The sequence below is a fragment of the Streptomyces sp. NPDC111744 genome, from assembly GCF_055634995.1.
This window is the reverse complement of sequence record NZ_JBVKCG010000008.1, coordinates 173557-188961: the sequence shown is the minus strand read 5'-3', so window position 1 is coordinate 188961 and position 15405 is coordinate 173557. Positions and strand designations below refer to the sequence as shown.

At 72.2% G+C, this 15405-nt stretch carries 14 protein-coding genes; 8 read left to right on the top strand and 6 right to left on the bottom strand.

Annotated elements, in window-relative coordinates; translation table 11 throughout:
• The gene (locus tag ACZ7OO_RS20180; RefSeq protein WP_471506155.1) at nt 1–915 is read left to right on the top strand and encodes a hypothetical protein; all 915 of its coding nucleotides are present in this window, start codon (nt 1–3) and stop codon (nt 913–915) included.
• Between the two features lie 252 nt (nt 916–1167).
• The gene (locus tag ACZ7OO_RS20175; protein ID WP_471506153.1) at nt 1168–1797 is read left to right on the top strand and encodes an HAD family hydrolase; all 630 of its coding nucleotides are present in this window, start codon (nt 1168–1170) and stop codon (nt 1795–1797) included.
• Here the strand turns inward: ACZ7OO_RS20175 and ACZ7OO_RS20170 are convergent.
• Nucleotides 1770–2024: a hypothetical protein gene (locus ACZ7OO_RS20170; protein ID WP_471506151.1), complete on the bottom strand. Its 255-nt coding sequence runs from the start codon at nt 2022–2024 to the stop codon at nt 1770–1772. The two genes, ACZ7OO_RS20175 and ACZ7OO_RS20170, sit on opposite strands and share 28 nt — an antisense overlap.
• A gap of 188 nt (nt 2025–2212) precedes the next feature.
• On the opposite strand from ACZ7OO_RS20170, the gene ACZ7OO_RS20165 reads away from it, so the two are divergent.
• Nucleotides 2213–2596, top strand: a complete 384-nt coding sequence (locus ACZ7OO_RS20165; RefSeq protein ID WP_352223492.1) for a cold-shock protein — start codon at nt 2213–2215, stop codon at nt 2594–2596.
• A gap of 18 nt (nt 2597–2614) precedes the next feature.
• Nucleotides 2615–3088 carry a hypothetical protein gene (locus ACZ7OO_RS20160; RefSeq protein ID WP_471506149.1) on the top strand — a complete coding sequence of 158 codons (474 nt, stop codon included), beginning with the start codon at nt 2615–2617 and terminating at the stop codon, nt 3086–3088.
• A gap of 15 nt (nt 3089–3103) precedes the next feature.
• Here ACZ7OO_RS20160 and ACZ7OO_RS20155 read toward each other — a convergent pair whose 3' ends face one another.
• The 4 genes from ACZ7OO_RS20155 to ACZ7OO_RS20140 form a co-directional block, all read right to left on the bottom strand.
• Nucleotides 3104–3955 carry a 1,4-dihydroxy-6-naphthoate synthase gene (locus ACZ7OO_RS20155; protein ID WP_471506147.1) on the bottom strand — a complete coding sequence of 284 codons (852 nt, stop codon included), beginning with the start codon at nt 3953–3955 and terminating at the stop codon, nt 3104–3106.
• A complete protein-coding gene (locus ACZ7OO_RS20150) occupies nt 3945–4706 on the bottom strand; it encodes a futalosine hydrolase (RefSeq protein ID WP_471506145.1) in 762 nt (253 codons plus the stop codon). Before ACZ7OO_RS20150 ends, ACZ7OO_RS20155 begins: the two co-directional genes overlap by 11 nt.
• Nucleotides 4676–5149, bottom strand: a complete 474-nt coding sequence (locus ACZ7OO_RS20145; RefSeq protein WP_471506143.1) for a DUF2771 domain-containing protein — start codon at nt 5147–5149, stop codon at nt 4676–4678. The genes ACZ7OO_RS20150 and ACZ7OO_RS20145 overlap by 31 nt, the downstream gene beginning before the upstream one ends.
• Nucleotides 5150–5229: 80 nt before the next feature.
• Nucleotides 5230–6573 carry an MFS transporter gene (locus ACZ7OO_RS20140; RefSeq protein WP_471506477.1) on the bottom strand — a complete coding sequence of 448 codons (1344 nt, stop codon included), beginning with the start codon at nt 6571–6573 and terminating at the stop codon, nt 5230–5232.
• Between the two features lie 458 nt (nt 6574–7031).
• On the opposite strand from ACZ7OO_RS20140, the gene ACZ7OO_RS20135 reads away from it, so the two are divergent.
• From ACZ7OO_RS20135 to ACZ7OO_RS20120, 4 genes are all read left to right on the top strand, one after another.
• On the top strand, nt 7032–7958 hold the full coding sequence (locus tag ACZ7OO_RS20135) for a DUF3027 domain-containing protein (RefSeq protein WP_352223486.1): 927 nt from the start codon (nt 7032–7034) through the stop codon (nt 7956–7958).
• A 404-nt stretch (nt 7959–8362) separates the two neighbouring features.
• On the top strand, nt 8363–11509 hold the full coding sequence (locus ACZ7OO_RS20130; protein WP_471506141.1) for a sacsin N-terminal ATP-binding-like domain-containing protein: 3147 nt from the start codon (nt 8363–8365) through the stop codon (nt 11507–11509).
• A 118-nt stretch (nt 11510–11627) separates the two neighbouring features.
• Nucleotides 11628–11816 (top strand): hypothetical protein, encoded by a 189-nt coding sequence (locus ACZ7OO_RS20125; protein ID WP_471506139.1) that lies wholly within the window; start codon nt 11628–11630, stop codon nt 11814–11816.
• 208 nt (nt 11817–12024) lie between these two features.
• Complete coding sequence (locus ACZ7OO_RS20120; protein ID WP_471506137.1) at nt 12025–12807, top strand: hypothetical protein; 783 nt, start codon at nt 12025–12027, stop codon at nt 12805–12807.
• A gap of 65 nt (nt 12808–12872) precedes the next feature.
• Here the strand turns inward: ACZ7OO_RS20120 and ACZ7OO_RS20115 are convergent, their stop codons facing one another.
• Complete coding sequence (locus tag ACZ7OO_RS20115; protein ID WP_471506135.1) at nt 12873–15272, bottom strand: HAD-IC family P-type ATPase; 2400 nt, start codon at nt 15270–15272, stop codon at nt 12873–12875.
• Nucleotides 15273–15405 lie beyond the last annotated feature (133 nt).

Genomic DNA, 15405 nt, shown 5'->3' with positions numbered 1-15405 from the left:
GTGGGTATCGAGAGCGACCAGGTCGTCTACGAGTATCTGAGCCGCGTCGGGGACATCGCGCACCAGCGCCAGTTGTCGTCGGCCGACCGTATGCGGCTGGTGTCGGGGCTGCGCAACGAGATCGACCGGCACCGGGCCAAGGCGTCCGTGGACAGTCCCGCCGCCGTACGGCGCATCCTGAACCGGCTGGGCACGCCCGACGAGGTCGTCGAGGCGGCGGGGGGTACGACGGACACCGCGCCGCCGCCACCGTCGGCCGCGGTTCCCGCCCAGCGGGAGGCCGGGGCGCCCTCCGGGAGCGAGGACCTGCGTCGCGTCGTACCGCGTCCGCGGCCCACCGAGCCGGAAGACGGCCCGATGCCCGCCGACTGGTGGCGGGTGGACAGCAGCCCGTTCGGGGACGGCGACGCTGTACCGGGGTTCGTGGGCGGTGTGGAGATCCCGGAGATGCTCAGGAAACCGCGGCCGCGGAAGGAGGAGCCGGAGGAGGAGGCCGTCGAGCCGGTCGTGGAGGCCGAGGAGCCCGTGCCGCCCGCTCCGCGCCGCCTTCGCCTCCGCGGCGTCCCCCGGCCCGCGACCGGCTGGAGCAACCCCCTGCTGCTGCTCGCCGCCGCCGCGCTTGTCGTGGGTGCCGTGCTCGGCAACTGGTTCGCGCTGCTCCTCGGCTGGCTGATCGCGTACGGCTCCCGGAGGCTCACTCCCGCGGAGACCAAGCTGGCGGTGATGTGGGTACCGGGACTTTCGGTCGCGGCCGGGGTGGTGTGGCTGTGGGGCCGCAGCGTCGGCCGGTGGGGCGACCCGATCGCCCAGGGGCACATGAGCGATGCGGTGGGCGAGACCTGGCCGTGGGTGGTGCGGGGGGCGGCGGTGGCATCGGCCCTGTATCTGGTCTGGCGGTCGCAGAGAGCGCGGTAGGGGGTGCCGCGGTCGGAGCTCCGCAAGTCGATACAGCGCGCCCCTTCCAGGGGGACCGGCGGACCCACCTTCTCGGGGGCGCGGGGAACCGCGCGAACGGCACTGCACGTCGCCCTGGGCCGCAAGGACGACCTCGGCCAGGGGGGTGAGGTGACCGCGGCCGAGTTCCGCGACGAGGTCCTGGCCCTCGCCAGGGGCCCCACCGGCCCGCAGCCGCCCGACGGCCCACGCCACCCCGGCACAATGGCCCACATGACTGACCGCGCCCTCACCGTGGGCTTCGACCTCGACATGACCCTCATCGACTCCCGGCCCGGGATCCACGCCTGCTACACGGCCCTGGCCGAGCGCACGGGGACCTACATCGACGCCGATCTGGCGGTCACCCGGCTGGGGCCGCCGCTCGCCGACGAGCTGATCCACTGGTTTCCGGCCGAGCGGATCGCGGAGATGAGTGATCTGTACCGGACCATGTATCCGGAGATCGCGATCGCCGCGACGCCGGCCATGCCCGGCGCGCGGGAGGCGATCGCCGCCGTGCGGGACGCCGGGGGCAAGGCCGTCGTGGTCACCGCCAAGTACGAGCCCAACGCGAAGCTGCACCTCGGCCACCTCGGCATGGTCCCCGACGCGGTCGTCGGCGACCTGTGGGCCGAGCAGAAGGCCGAGGCGCTGCGCGAGCACGGCGCCGGCGTGTACGTCGGCGACCACGTCGGAGACGTCCGCGGGGCCCGCAAGGCCGGAGCCCTGTCCGTGGCCGTGGCCACCGGGCCCTGCGACGCCGAGGAGCTGCGCGCGGCCGGCGCCGACGTGGTGCTCGGTGACCTCACCGAGCTGCCCGCCTGGCTGGCCGGCTACCGCGAGGACGCCTCCCGGACCTGACGGCGCCCCGCCGCGATCGACTGGAGCACTCCGGCGCCCGCGACCAGGAAGCCGACGCCCATGAGCATGCTCAGCACGTACATGTACGTCGGAAAAGGCTTCGCACCGAGGAACAGCGGTATCACGGTGACGAGAGTGGCCACCGTACCGATGAAGAAGACCACGGCACCGGCGCGGATCAGTCGGTCACCGGGAGCGGCGGAATTCGCTTGGGTTTTGTCACGCACTCGACCAGGGTAGTTCCCTGCCCGAAGGAACAACCGGGCGACGTCTTGTCACGCGCCCGAAGACCATTAGCCTTGGTACGGGCGGGTCATGGTCGACCCGCCCGAGTGCTATCAAGAGCCGTTCCCGAGCTGTTGCATTCAGAAGTTTACCGAGCAGTTTCCGACGACATACGAGGACGAGGACAGACGTGCCTACCGGCAAGGTCAAGTGGTTCAACAGTGAGAAGGGCTTCGGCTTTCTCTCCCGCGACGACGGCGGTGACGTCTTCGTCCATTCCTCGGTTCTCCCCGACGGGGTCGACGCACTCAAGCCCGGACAGCGCGTGGAGTTCGGCGTCGTCGCCGGTCAACGCGGTGACCAGGCACTGTCGGTGGTCCTGCTCGACCCCACCCCGTCGGTCGCCGCCGCCCAGCGCAAGAAGCCGGACGAGCTGGCCTCGATCGTGCAGGACCTGACGACCCTGCTCGAGAACATCACGCCGATGCTGGAGCGCGGCCGCTACCCCGAGAAGGCCGCCGGCGCGAAGATCGCCGGATTGCTGCGCGCGGTCGCCGACCAATTGGACGTGTAGGGCGCCGGGAAAGCCGAAGTGAGCGACATACGGACCGGGAGGCCGTCGCCCGAACTGCTGGAGCGGATTCGGCGGCAGCGGCGCCACACCCTGGAGCTGATCGCCGTCTGCGCCATCGGCCTCGTTCCGTGGACGATCCTGCTGGCGTTCACCCTGCCGTCCGGGTACACGGTCCGCCAATGGCGGACAACCTGGGTCGGCTTCGACGTTCTGCTCGTGCTCGCGATGGCGGTCACCGCCCTGCTTGGGTGGCGTCGGCACCGGGCCGTCGCGGTGGCGGCCGTCGCCACGGGGGCGCTGCTGGTGTGCGACGCGTGGTTCGACGTGTCGCTCGCCCTCGGTACCCCGGACGTGTGGCTGTCGGCCGCGCTGGCGGTCTGCGTCGAGCTGCCGCTGGCCGGCTTCCTCATCTGGAAGGTCCTGGGGATGCTGGCCCTGGCCGGGTGGCCGTCGGCCGACCGTCTCACCGACGGCGACGGGCCCGACCAGTAGAAACAAGCAGAAGGCCTACGGGAAATCGAGTGCGTGCGGAACGAGGGGCGGGACGAGTCCCTCGGCTGCCGCCCGGGTGAGCAGTCCGCGTACCGCCGCGTAGCCGTCCTCGCCGAGTTCCGAGGTGAACTCGTTGACGTAGAGCCCGATGTGCTGGTCGGCGACGGCCGGGTCCATCTCCTGGGCGTGGGCCATGACGTACGGCCGGGAGGCCTCGGGGTCGTCCCAGGCCGCGTGCACGGACGTACGGATCGACTCGGCGAGCCGCGTGAGCGTCTCCGCGCCCAGCGAACGCTTCCCGATGATCGCGCCGAGCGGGATCGGCAGGCCCGTCGTGGTCTCCCAGTGCTCGCCCATGTCGGCGAGCTTGTGCAGCCCGTAGTTCTGGTAGGTGAAGCGCGCCTCGTGGATCACCAGCCCCGCGTCGACCTTCCCGTCCCGTACGGCCGGCATGATCTCGTGGAACGGCATGACCACGATCTCGCCGACCCCGCCGCCCGCCAGCGTGTCCGCGGCCCAGAGCCGGAACAGCAGATACGCCGTGGACTTCTCGCTCGGTACGGCGACGGTCCGGCCGGTGAGGTCCACTCCGGCCTCCCGGGTCAGCACCAGCGGCCCGCAGCCCCGGCCCAGCGCGCCCCCGCAGGGCAGCAGCGCGTACTCGTCGAGGATGTACGGCAGCACCGCGTACGACACCTTCAGCGCGTCCGACTCGCCGCGCTCGGCCATGGCGTTGGTGATGTCGATGTCCGCGAAGGTCACGTCGAGCGCGGGCGCGCCCGGGACGCGGCCGTGGGCGAGGGCGTCGAAGACGAAGGTGTCGTTCGGGCAGGGCGAGTAGGCGATCCGCAGGGGCTCACTGGTCATGTGGGTTCCAACTCTCCAAAGCGGGCGCGAGCTTCCCGAAGGCCTCGGTCAGGGCGGCCAGGGCGTCCGCGATGCGCCAGGCGGATCGGTCGCGGGGGCCGACGGGGTTGGAGACCGCGCGTATCTCCAGTACGGGCACGCCGTGCGCGGCGGCCGCCTCGGCCACGCCGAAGCCCTCCATGGCCTCGGCGAGGGCGCGCGGGTGCCGGGCGCGCAGTTCGGCCGCGCGGACGGCCGAGCCGGTCACGGTGGACACGGTGAGTACCGCCCCGGGGCGTGCTCCGGTCGCCTCGGCGGTGACTCGTACGAGTGGATCCGGCGGACGGTGGCTGACGGTCCCGAAACCCAGGTCGGTGACCGGTACGAACCCGTCGGCCGTCTCGGCGCCGAGATCCGCCACGGTGATCTCGTCGGCGACGACCAGGGAGCCCACGGGTGCCTGAGGCTGGAAACCGCCTGCGATCCCGGCGGAGACGACCAGGGCGTAGGGCCGGCCGTCGAGTGCGGCGGCGGTCAGGGCGGTCGCGGTACCGGCCGCCGCCAGGGCCGGGCCGACCCCGGCGGCGAGGAGGTCGTACCCCTGGCGTCCCTCGCGGATGCGGTGCAGCAGGGCCGAGCCCGGCAGCCGTACCTCGGTCGTGCCGTCGGTGAACGCCCGTGCCACCGCGTCCCGTTCGGCGGGGACCGCGGTGGCCACGAGGATGCGTACGGCGGACGTGGTCAGGCGTCCTTCTTGAGCTTGAAGGACCACAGGCCCAGCACCGACTTGCCGCCCTCCTTGATGGAGACGAGGGTCGAGTTGCCGGAGGCGCCGTACTGGGCGTTGAAGAACACGCTGCCCGGGATGGTGCGGTAGGTCTTGGTGCTGGAGTCGGTGAGCGCCTGACCGTTCATCAGGATCGTCCAGCCGTTGTCCGCGATCTTCGGGTCGACGCCGAAGCGGACCGTTTCGTCCGGGTCCACCTTGATGGACTTGATCCCGGTGTCCTTCAGGCAGTTCGCGAGGGAGGCCGTGTTCAGGGCCTTACCGTCGTTGTAGCAGGCGGCCTCGGAGTTGACCGAGCTCGTACCGACGGTGATTGTGGCGATCGGCGTCGGCTTGTCACAGGCCGACAGAACGAGCAGTCCGGCGGAAACGGCGCCGGCGGCGGCGACGACGCGGCGGCGTCGCGAGCGGGATTGCAGCGTGGTCATGGCCGAAGGCTATCTGGAGCACCCGGCCCGCTCCCCATGTGGGGTACGGCGTGCCCGGTTCGTTACGCCAGCCGCGCCCCTCAGGCCACCCTCGGCCGGGCACGGGTGCCGTGCCGGGCCGAGCTGACCAGGCCACGCAGGGTGGTCAGCCAGCCGGCGGCCACGATCGCGGCGGCCACCACCAGGCCCAGGGTGCCGTTCAGCGGCATCACGATGCCCACCGCGCCGCCGAACACCCAGGCCATCTGGAGCAGCGTCTCCGAGCGGGCGAACGCCGAGGTGCGCACCTGCTCCGGCACGTCCCGCTGGATCAGCGCGTCCAGGCACAGCTTGGCCAGCGCCTGCGCGAAGCCGGCCACCGCGGCGAGGACGGCCACCAGGAAGGCGCCGAAGAACAGGGCCGCGACGATCGCCGTCCCCAGCACCACGGCGACCACCGTCACGATGATGATCTCCGGCGACCGGGAGCGCAGCCAGGCGCCCACCGCCGTACCGAGCGCGTTGCCCGTGCCCGCCGAGACGCCCACTATTCCCAGGGACACCGCCGCGCTCTCGCCGGTCAGCGGGTGCTCGCGGAGCAGGAACGCCAGGAAGAAGATCAGGAAGCCGGAGAGACAGCGCAGGGCCGCGTTCGCGCCGAGCGCGTGGGTGACGGCGGGCCCGACCGTCCGCAGCCCCGGCCGCTTCGTCTCTTTCCGGAGCGGGCCGTGCAGATGCTCCTCGTCGGCGGCGAGCAGCGCCACGTCCTCGCCCTTGGCCGAGTCGACCTTCGGGGGGAGGGTGAAGGAGAGAAACGTCCCGGCCACGAAGATCACGAAGGCGCCGTAGAGCGGCCAGGGGTCGCCTATGGCGTGCAGCCCGGCCCCGATCGGGGCGGCCACACCGGTGGCGAGCAGCCCGGCGAGGGTGACCCGTGAATTGGCCTTCACGAGGGAGAACCGGGGCGGCAGCAGCCGGGGCACGACGGCACTGCGCACCACGCCGTACGCCTTGGACGCGACCAGCACCCCGAGCGCGGCCGGATAGAGCTCCAGGCTGCCCCCGGCCACCGCCCCCGAGATGATCAGTGCGAGCAGCGCCCGGGCGAGCATCGCGCCGGCCATCGCGGCGCGGCGGCCGTGTGGAAGCCGGTCGAGAAGGGGGCCGATGACCGGGGCGAGAACGGTGAAGGGCGCCATGGTGATGGCGAGATAGAGCGCGACCCGCCCCCGGGCCTCGTCGGTGGGCACGGAGAAGAACACGGTGGAGGCCAGAGCGACGGTGATCATGACATCACCGGCGCCGTTGACCGCGTGCAGCTCGATCAGCTTGCCGAGGCCGGACTCACCGGCGCCGTGCGCGTGCGTGGCCTTGCGGATACCCCGGGCGGTGCCGGTCACGGGGAAGTGCAGGGCACGCCCGACCGAGCGGACGGCACCGCGCATCCGGCCCGCACCGCTACCGACCCCGACGGTGCCTTGGGGGGACTTCGCGGTTGCCACGTCGTTCATAGTGCCCTGAGACGACAGGTCCTAGTGCACTTTGTAACCAAGCGAGTCGGAGAGTGCACGAGTGGAGCTGCCCTCTCCAGGGGCGCGGGGCTGTACCGATCGCGGCTCCGCCGCGTGGGCGCGACCAGCCCCCACCCACGCAGACCCCACAGCCCGACCCGGCACGCCCCGGCTGTCGGCCCCCCGTCGCCGCGCAGGTGTCGCGGCGGACTGTCCCCCACCACCGGCGACGGGGTAGCGTGCGTATCTCAGCCATAAAGCACAATGGATGGCAGAGGTGCGCCCGAGAGCGATCGGACGCGGACGTCGATGCGGCCCACAGGTCCGCTCCGTCCGCCCCACCGCCGGAGGCAGCCGCACTCGTGAGACGGCGTAGGAGAGAAGCGATACCTGTGAGCGCAGCGACAACGCGAAGCCGCACCCCCGACCGTCTGTGCGCCGAGGCGGTCGACCTCGCGCGGACCGCCGCCGAGGAGGCCGCCGCACCCGGAGTGGTCGGCGAGCACGCCGGAGCGGTGGCGGAGGGCGACCGCGTCGTCACGCACTTCTTCGAGTGCAAGGAACTCGGGTACCGCGGCTGGCGCTGGGCCGTGACGGTGGCCCGAGCCTCCCGCGCCAAGATCGTCACGCTGGACGAGGTGGTCCTCCTCCCCGGCTCCGACGCCCTCCTCGCCCCCGAGTGGGTGCCGTGGAGCGAGCGGCTGCGCCCCGGCGACATGGGCCCCGGCGACCTGCTCCCCACCGAGGCCGAGGACCTCCGTCTGGAGCCCGGCTACACCGGCGAGGACGGACCGGAGCCGAACTCTCCGGTCTCGGAGGAGATGGAGGAGCTGGCGGAGGCGGAGGACGCCGAGGTCACCGCGGGCACGCCCGCGCATCTGCCCACCGTCCCCTCCCGGGGCACGATCGCCTCGGTCGCCGAGGAACTGGGCATGCGCCGCGCCCGCGTCCTGTCCCGCTACGGCCTGCACATCGCCGCCGACCGCTGGGAGGAGTCGTTCGGCGCCAAGACCCCGATGGCCCAGGCGGCCCCCGCGACGTGCGTCAGCTGCGGCTTCCTCACCCCCATCGGCGGCTCCCTGGGCCAGGCCTTCGGTGTCTGCGCCAACGAGTTCTCCCCGGCCGACGGCCGGGTCGTCTCCTTCGCCTACGGCTGCGGCGGCCACTCGGAGGCCGCGGTCATGCCGAAGCCTCCGGTGGTGGCACCCCCGGTGATCGACGAGACCCGCGTGGACCCCTTCCCGCTCCGCCCCGCCTCCGACTCCGGCTCGGTACCGGCGACGGAGGACGAGACGTCGGCGGAACTGGGCCACTCGTAGCCCCGCCCCCTCTTGAAGTGACGGCCCCTCAGCCCCCGTCGCCGTCAGCCCGGTACCCGAGCGCCAGCAGGAACGCGCCGGCCGCCGCCCCCGCGGCCACCGGCAGGGCACCCCGCGGGCCGTGGCTTTCGGCCGGCGGCCCCGACACGGCCTGGCCGGCCGCGGTGCCCAGCGGACCGGCGGCGCACAGGAGCGTCGTCGCGGTCGTGGCACGGCGCGGTGGGGCGAGGCGTTCGGTCAGGGCGTAGAGGGTGGATCACGCAGGGCGCCACGGGGAGGCCCGCCACCGTCGGTGTCGGGCCGGGGGTCGGGTGTCCGCTTCTCGGCTGATCGGGTCGGGTGGGCGGGTGGGTGGGTCCTCGGCGCGCGGTACCTTCGTCCTCACGTCGATGAGGAGAGTGAACGTGAGCAAGTTCGTGCGGCCCGCCGCCGAGGGCGCCGACCCCTTCGGCACCGCCCGCCTGCGCCGCGGTGTCCTCGACGCCTGGGCCACCAGCCCCGCCCGGTTCCGTGAGGACGCCAACGCCGAGGAGGACCTGGTCCTCGGCGGCTACCGGGACCGGCTCGTCGTGGAGCTCGCCCAGAACGCCGCCGACGCGGCCGCCCGCGCCGGAGTCCCCGGCCGGTTCCGGCTCACCCTCCGCGACGGAGTCCTGTTCGCCGCCAACACCGGCGCCCCGCTGGACGCGGCCGGCGTCGAGTCCCTCTCCACCCTGCGCGCCTCCGCGAAGCGGGAGGAGACCGAGAGTGCCGTCGGCCGGTTCGGCGTCGGCTTCGCCGCCGTGCTGGCCGTCACCGACGAGCCGGCGGTCGTGGGGCGGCACGGCGGGGTGCGCTGGTCGCTCGCCGAGGCCCGGGAACTGGCCGAGGAGACCGCAGGCCACAGCTCGGGGCTCGGGGACGAGATTCGCCGCCGGGACGGCCATGTGCCGCTGCTCAGGCTCCCGTTCGCCGCCGAGGGCACCGCCCCGGACCCGTACGACACGGTCGTGATCCTGCCGCTCAGGGACACGGCGGCCACCGATCTCGCCGAGCGCCTCCTCGCCGCCGTCGACGACGCCCTCCTGCTCGCCCTGCCGGGTCTGGAAGAGGTCGTGATGGAGAGCGGCGACACCGTGCGCACCCTGCGCCGCGGCACCGACGGCGCGCTCACCGTCGTAGACGACTCGCAGGAGGGCACGACCCGCTGGCGTACCGTCTCCGCGCACGGCACGCTCACCCCGGAGCTGCTGGCCGACCGGCCGGTGGAGGAGCGGCTGCGTCCGCACTGGTCGCTGACCTGGGCCGTGCCCACGGACGGCGCGGGCGCTCCCGACCGGCCGCGCACCGCCGCCGTCCTGCACGCCCCCACCCCCAGCGACGAGCCCCTCGGCGTCCCCGCCCTCCTCATCGCGTCCTTCCCCCTCGACACCACCCGCCGGCACACCGCCCCCGGCCCGCTCACCGACTTCCTGGTGCAGCGCGCGGCCGACGCGTACGCCGAACTCCTCGCCGACTGGCGGCCGGTGGGGGAGGGGATCATCCACCTGGTGCCCGGCCCGCTCGGCAAGGGCGAGCTGGACGGCGCGCTGCGCCAGGCGATCCTGGAGCGGCTGCCACGCACCGCGTTCCTGCCGCCCGCCGTCGAGGCCGGCGACGACAGCGAACTCCCCGAGGCACTGCGGCCGCGGGACGCCGAGATCGTGGAAGGCGCGGGCGCGGACACGGTCCGCGTACTCGCCGAGGTCCTCCCCACCCTCCTGCCCGCCGGTCTCGAACGCCGCGTCGAGCTGCGCACGTTGTCCGTCACCCGTCTCCCGCTCGCCGACGCCATCGACCGCCTCGCCGGCCTGGAGAAGGACCCGGACTGGTGGTGGCGGCTCTACGACAGCCTCGCGGGCGTCGACCCGGAACGGCTGTCCGGGCTGCCCGTGCCGCTGGCTGGGGGCACCTCCCAGGCTTTCGGCACTGGGGGAGGACGGACCACCATCGGTCCGCGCCAGGTACTGATCCCCACCCCGGACGCGGCCATCGACCCCGAGGTCCTCGCCCGGCTCGGCCTCAAGGTCGCCCACCAGGACGCCGCCCACCCTCTCCTGGAGAAGCTCGGCGCGCTTCCCGCGAGCCCGCGTGCGGTCCTCACCACGCCGCAGGTACGGGCCGCCGTGGCCGCCTCCCTGGACGACGAGGGAGGCGTCAACTGGGAGGAGGACGCCCCGGACGCCGAGGAGCTGGCGGACACGGTCCTCGCCCTGGTCCGGGACGCGGGCCTGGAACCCGGCGACGAGCCCTGGCTGGGCGCCCTCGCCCTGCCCGACGAGGACGGCGAGCCGGCCCCCGCCGGTGAACTCGTCTTCCCCGGCAGCCCGTTCGCCCGGCTGATCCGCGAGGACGAACTGGCCGCCGTGGACGCCGAACTGGCGGAGAAGTGGGGCGAACAGCCGTTGGCCGCCTGCGGGGTGCTCGCGAACTTCGCCCTCGTCCGCGCCACCGACGTCGTCTTGGACCCCGACGAACTGGAGCCCCGCGAAGGCGACTTCGCGGAACCTGATGACGCCGGCCTCCTTGACGCCGTCGACGTCTGGTGCGAGGACATCCTCGATCGCTTCCCGGACACACCCGTACCCCCGGTCGCCACCGAGCTGATCGCCGTCCGCGACCTCGACCTCGTCGACGAGGACCACTGGCCCGAGGCCCTCGCCCTGCTCGCCCAACCGCCGCTGCGGGACGCCCTCACCCAGCCGGTTCGCATCCTGCTGCCGGACGGCACCCACGAGGTCGTACGGCCGTACACGGCGTGGTGGCTGCGCGGCCACCCCGTCCTCGACGGCCGCCGCCCCGCCGGTCTGCTGGCCTCGGGCGGCGACCCGCTGCTGCGCGGCCTCTACGAGGAGGCCGACGCGACCGGCTTCGAGGACGAGCAGGTGCTGCGGGCGCTCGGGGTACGGACCTCGGTCGCCGCCCTCCTCGACGAGCCGGGCGGCGCCGCCGAACTCCTGGACCGCCTGGCCGACCCGGACCGCTCGGTCACCGGCGCCCAACTGCACGCCCTGTACGGCGCGCTGGCGGACCTGGACCCCGAGCAGGTGACCCTCCCCGACGAGCTGCGGGCGGTGGTCGACGGCCGGGTGGAGGTCGTGGACGCGGCCGACGCGGTGGTCGTCGACTCCCCGGACCTGCTGCCGTTCACGGCCGGCGTCCCGCTGCTCCCGGTACGGCCCGCCCGCGCCGCCGAACTGGCCGAACTGTTCCAGGTGCGGCGGCTGAGCGAGTCGGTGACGGGCTCGGTCGACTCGGAGGGCACCGAACACGACGTCCCCGAGCCGGTCCGCGTCCTGCTCGGCCCGCGCACCCCGGAGACCTACGTGGAACACGAGGAGCTGGTGGTCGACGGCGTCGAGATCGACTGGCGGCTCACCGGCGACGGCGTCCTGCACGCCGCCACCCTGGAGGGCGTGGCCGCGGGCCTGGCCTGGGCGGCCGGCCAGTGGCCGCGCCGCTTCGAGGTGGCCGCGCTCCTGGAGGACCCGTCACGGACGGAGGAACTGGCGCGGGACCGCTGGTTCGACTGACGGGCGAAAGAGGATGGCCCGGGTCCCCCGCAGGGGTCCCGGGCCATGACCGGTCAGGCCGGTCAGTCCGCTTCCACGTCCAGGAAGTACTCGAAGCGGTCCAGGTCGAGCGGCGGCGGTGTCGTCCACGTCGGCGGCGTGCGTCAGCATCACCGAGCTCGGGTACGCCGACCAGGGCGCCCTCGGCAGCACCCAGGTGCAGCGCCTGTCGAAGCTGACGGTGAACGCCGCCCCGGAGCAGTCCGTGCGGCTGCAGTTCCGCAAGAAGGGCTCCAGCACCGACCCCGGCGGTCAGCGCGACGGGTGACTACGCCGACGTGAAGTAGCAGCCCCGGCAGCACTCCGGCCGTGGAGTAATCCCATGGAGACGTAATCGGGTCGCAAAGGAATCAAAATCTGACCAGATTACGTCTCACCCGTACAACCACTCTCGCCCCTCGTGGATCTGATCACCCGAGTCAACAGACTCCCTAGATCACTTGGGCCTCGCGCCCACTGTTCCCACTGGGGAATCCATGCGCATTCGTGCCACCGTGGCCGCCGTCTCCGGCGCCCTGGCCCTCACCGCGTTCGTCGCCCCGGCCGCGCACGCCGCCGGCAGCACCACGCTGGGAGTCACCTTCTCCAGCGTGAAGGTCAACGGCGGCAAGGCCGTTGTCGTACCCGCCACGGGCTCCGTGAAGTTCTCGATCACCTACACGGTGACCCACGCCGCCAGTCTGAAGAGCAGCGACTTCGACACCATCCCGGTCATCTACCACGGCTCCGACATCAAGTCGTCCGAGTACGGTGTCGCCCCCTCCGACCTGGCGACCTGCACGGACACCTCCTCGACCGTCGAGAGTTGCAAGGCCACCCTCAGCGCCAGCCGCAAGGACATGGTCAACAGCATCGCCGGCACCTGGCAGGCGGGTGCCGTCGCCTTCGACAAGGACGGCAACACCACCTTCGGGAACAACCTGGGCAAGGTCTCGGTCCAGCGCCTGTCCAAGCTGACCGTCAACGCCACCCCCGAGCCGGTCAAGAAGGGCAAGACCATCACGGTCACCGGCACCCTGACCCGCGCCAACTGGGACGCGGCCAAGTACTCCGGCTACGCCAGCCAGTCGGTGAAGCTCCAGTTCCGCAAGAAGGGCTCCAGCACCTACACCACGCTGAAGACCATCAAGTCGTCCTCCACGGGCGCCCTGAAGACGACCACCACGGCGACGGTCGACGGCTACTACCGCTACTCCTTCGCGGGCACCTCCACGACCCCGGCGGTCAGCGCCACGGGCGACTACGTCGACGTGCAGTAGTCCCACCGGAACCGAACGGCCGCCCCACCGGTGTCTCACCGGTGGGGCGGCCGTCCTTCGGACGCTCACACCGGGAACCGCCGTTCCACCCACTTCCAGGCGAACTCCAGCATCGCCGACGCCACCACCGCCACGCCGACCGCGGTCCACGGCATCACCTCCCCCACCAGCTTCAGTGCGAAGAAGCTCTGCAGGGCCGGTACCGCGAGGACGAAGACGAAGGCCACGCCCATCGAGGCGACCAGCGCCACCCGCCACCAGGTGTACGGACGGGCGATGATCGCCAGGACCCACATCGAGATCAGGAACAGGGTCAGGGTCGCGGCGCTGGTCTCCGCGTCCAGGGAGCCCGGGCCCGTGTAGTAGTGGCGGGCCAGCAGATACGTCACGAAGGTCGCGACAGCGGCCATCACCCCGCCCGGGATCGAGTAGCGCATGACGCGGCGGACGAAGTGCGGTCTGGCCCGTTCCTTGTTGGGGGCGAGGGCCAGGAAGAAGGCCGGGATGCCGATGGTGAGGGTGGACAGCAGGGTCAGGTGCCGCGGCAGGAAGGGGTATTCGACCTGCCAGCAGACCACGAACACCGCGAGCAGGACCGAGTAGACCGTCTTGACCAGGAACAGGGTGGCGACCCGGGTGATGTTGCCGATCACCCGCCGCCCCTCGGCGACCACCGAGGGCAGTGTGGCGAAGCTGTTGTCGAGGAGAACGATCTGCGCGACCGCCCGGGTGGCCTCGGAGCCCGAGCCCATCGAGACACCGATGTCGGCGTCCTTCAGGGCGAGAACGTCGTTCACGCCGTCCCCGGTCATCGCGACCGTGTGCCCGCGTGACTGCAACGCCCCCACCATGTCCCGCTTCTGCTGCGGGGTGACCCGGCCGAAGACGGTCCCTTCGTCGAGGGCATCGGCCATCTCGCCGCGCTCCGCGGGCAGCCGGCGCGCGTCCACCGTCGTACCGCTCAGGCCGAGCTTGGCGGCCACCGCGCCGACCGACACCGCGTTGTCGCCGGAGATCACCTTCGCCCGGACCTCCTGGTCGGCGAAGTAGCGCAGGGTGTCGGCGGCGTCGGTCCGCAGCCGCTGCTCCAGGACCACGAGGGCGGTGGGGCCGGCGCCCTTCGCCACCTCCGGGTCGTCGAGGTCCCGGGTGGCGCGGGCCAGCAGCAGCACCCGCAGTCCCTGCTGGTTGAGGCGTACGGTTTCGGCCAACGCCGGGTTGTCGGCGGCGAGCAGCACGTCCGGCGCCCCCAGCAGCCAGGTGCTCAGTTCCCCGTCGCCCTCGCTGAAGGCCGCCCCGCTGTACTTGCGGGCGGAGGAGAAGGGCAGCGACTCGACACACCGCCAGTCCTCGCTGTCGGGATAGGCGTCGATGATCGCCTGGAGGGAGGCGTTCGGGCGCGGGTCCGACTCGCCCAGCGAGCCCAGCACCTTGCGTACGTACGTCTCGTCGACCCCGTTGAGCGCCCGCAGCTCGGTGACGTCCATGCCGCCCTCGGTGAGCGTGCCGGTCTTGTCGAGGCAGACGGTGTCGACGCGGGCGAGACCCTCGATCGCGGGGAGTTCCTGGACCAGGACCTGCCGGCGGCCCAGCCGGATCACGCCGATCGCGAAGGCCACGGAGGTGAGCAGGACGAGACCCTCGGGGACCATCGGGACGATACCGCCGACCGTGCGGGCGACGGCGTCCTTGACCCCGTTGTTCTTGACGACGAGCTGGGTGGCGACCAGGCCGACGGCCGCCGGGACCATCATCCAGGTCACGTACTTGAGGATGGTGGAGATACCGGTGCGCAGCTCGGAGTGGACGAGCGTGAACCGGGAGGCCTCCTCGGCGAGCTGGGCCGCGTAGGCCTCCCGGCCGACCTTCGTCGCCGCGAACGCGCCCCCGCCGGCCACCACGAAACTCCCCGACATCACCTGGTCGCCGCGGCGTTTGACGACCGGGTCGGCCTCACCGGTGAGCAGCGACTCGTCGATCTCCAGGCCGTCGGCCTCGGCACACACCCCGTCCACGACGATCTTGTCGCCCGGGCCGATCTCTATGAGGTCGTCGAGCACGATCTCGCTGGTGCCCACTTCGACCACGGCCCCGTCGCGGCGCACGGTCGGCCGCGCCTCGCCGATCACCGCGAGCGAGTCCAGGGTCTTCTTCGCCCGCCACTCCTGCACGATGCCGATGCCCGTGTTGGCGAGGATCACGAAGCCGAACAGGCTGTCCTGGATCGGCGCCACCACGAGCATGATCACCCACAGCACACCGATGATCGCGTTGAACCGGGTGAAGACGTTCGCCCGCACTATCTCGCCGAACGAGCGGCTGCCGCGCACCGGTATGTCGTTCACCTGGCCGCGGGCGATCCGCTCCGCGACCTCGGCGCCGGTCAGCCCGCTCGCCCGGGCCGGGGCCGGCAGCGGGACCGGATGCACAGGGTCGAGTTCCGCGCCCGCGTCGATGTGCGTCATACGTTCGACGGTACGTGTGGATTTGCGCGTTCACCTGCCGAGTGCCCGGAAGATCCGACCAGGGGAGGAGTCAAGTCGTGCCCTGGTCGTAGAGCGGCCCCCCAGGTCTCCTGCACGCGGCCTAGGTGTATTG

Bases quoted from the DNA above. Each gene is read 5' to 3' on its own strand.
- ACZ7OO_RS20120 (WP_471506137.1), top strand. From the start codon at position 12,025: ATGCGCATTCGTGCCACCGTGGCCGCCGTCTCCGGCGCCCTGGCCCTC.
- ACZ7OO_RS20175 (WP_471506153.1), top strand. From the start codon at position 1,168: ATGACTGACCGCGCCCTCACCGTGGGCTTCGACCTCGACATGACCCTC.
- ACZ7OO_RS20155 (WP_471506147.1), bottom strand. From the start codon at position 3,955: ATGACCAGTGAGCCCCTGCGGATCGCCTACTCGCCCTGCCCGAACGAC.
- ACZ7OO_RS20145 (WP_471506143.1), bottom strand. From the start codon at position 5,149: ATGACCACGCTGCAATCCCGCTCGCGACGCCGCCGCGTCGTCGCCGCC.
- ACZ7OO_RS20140 (WP_471506477.1), bottom strand. From the start codon at position 6,573: ATGCGCGGTGCCGTCCGCTCGGTCGGGCGTGCCCTGCACTTCCCCGTG.
- ACZ7OO_RS20115 (WP_471506135.1), bottom strand. From the start codon at position 15,272: ATGACGCACATCGACGCGGGCGCGGAACTCGACCCTGTGCATCCGGTC.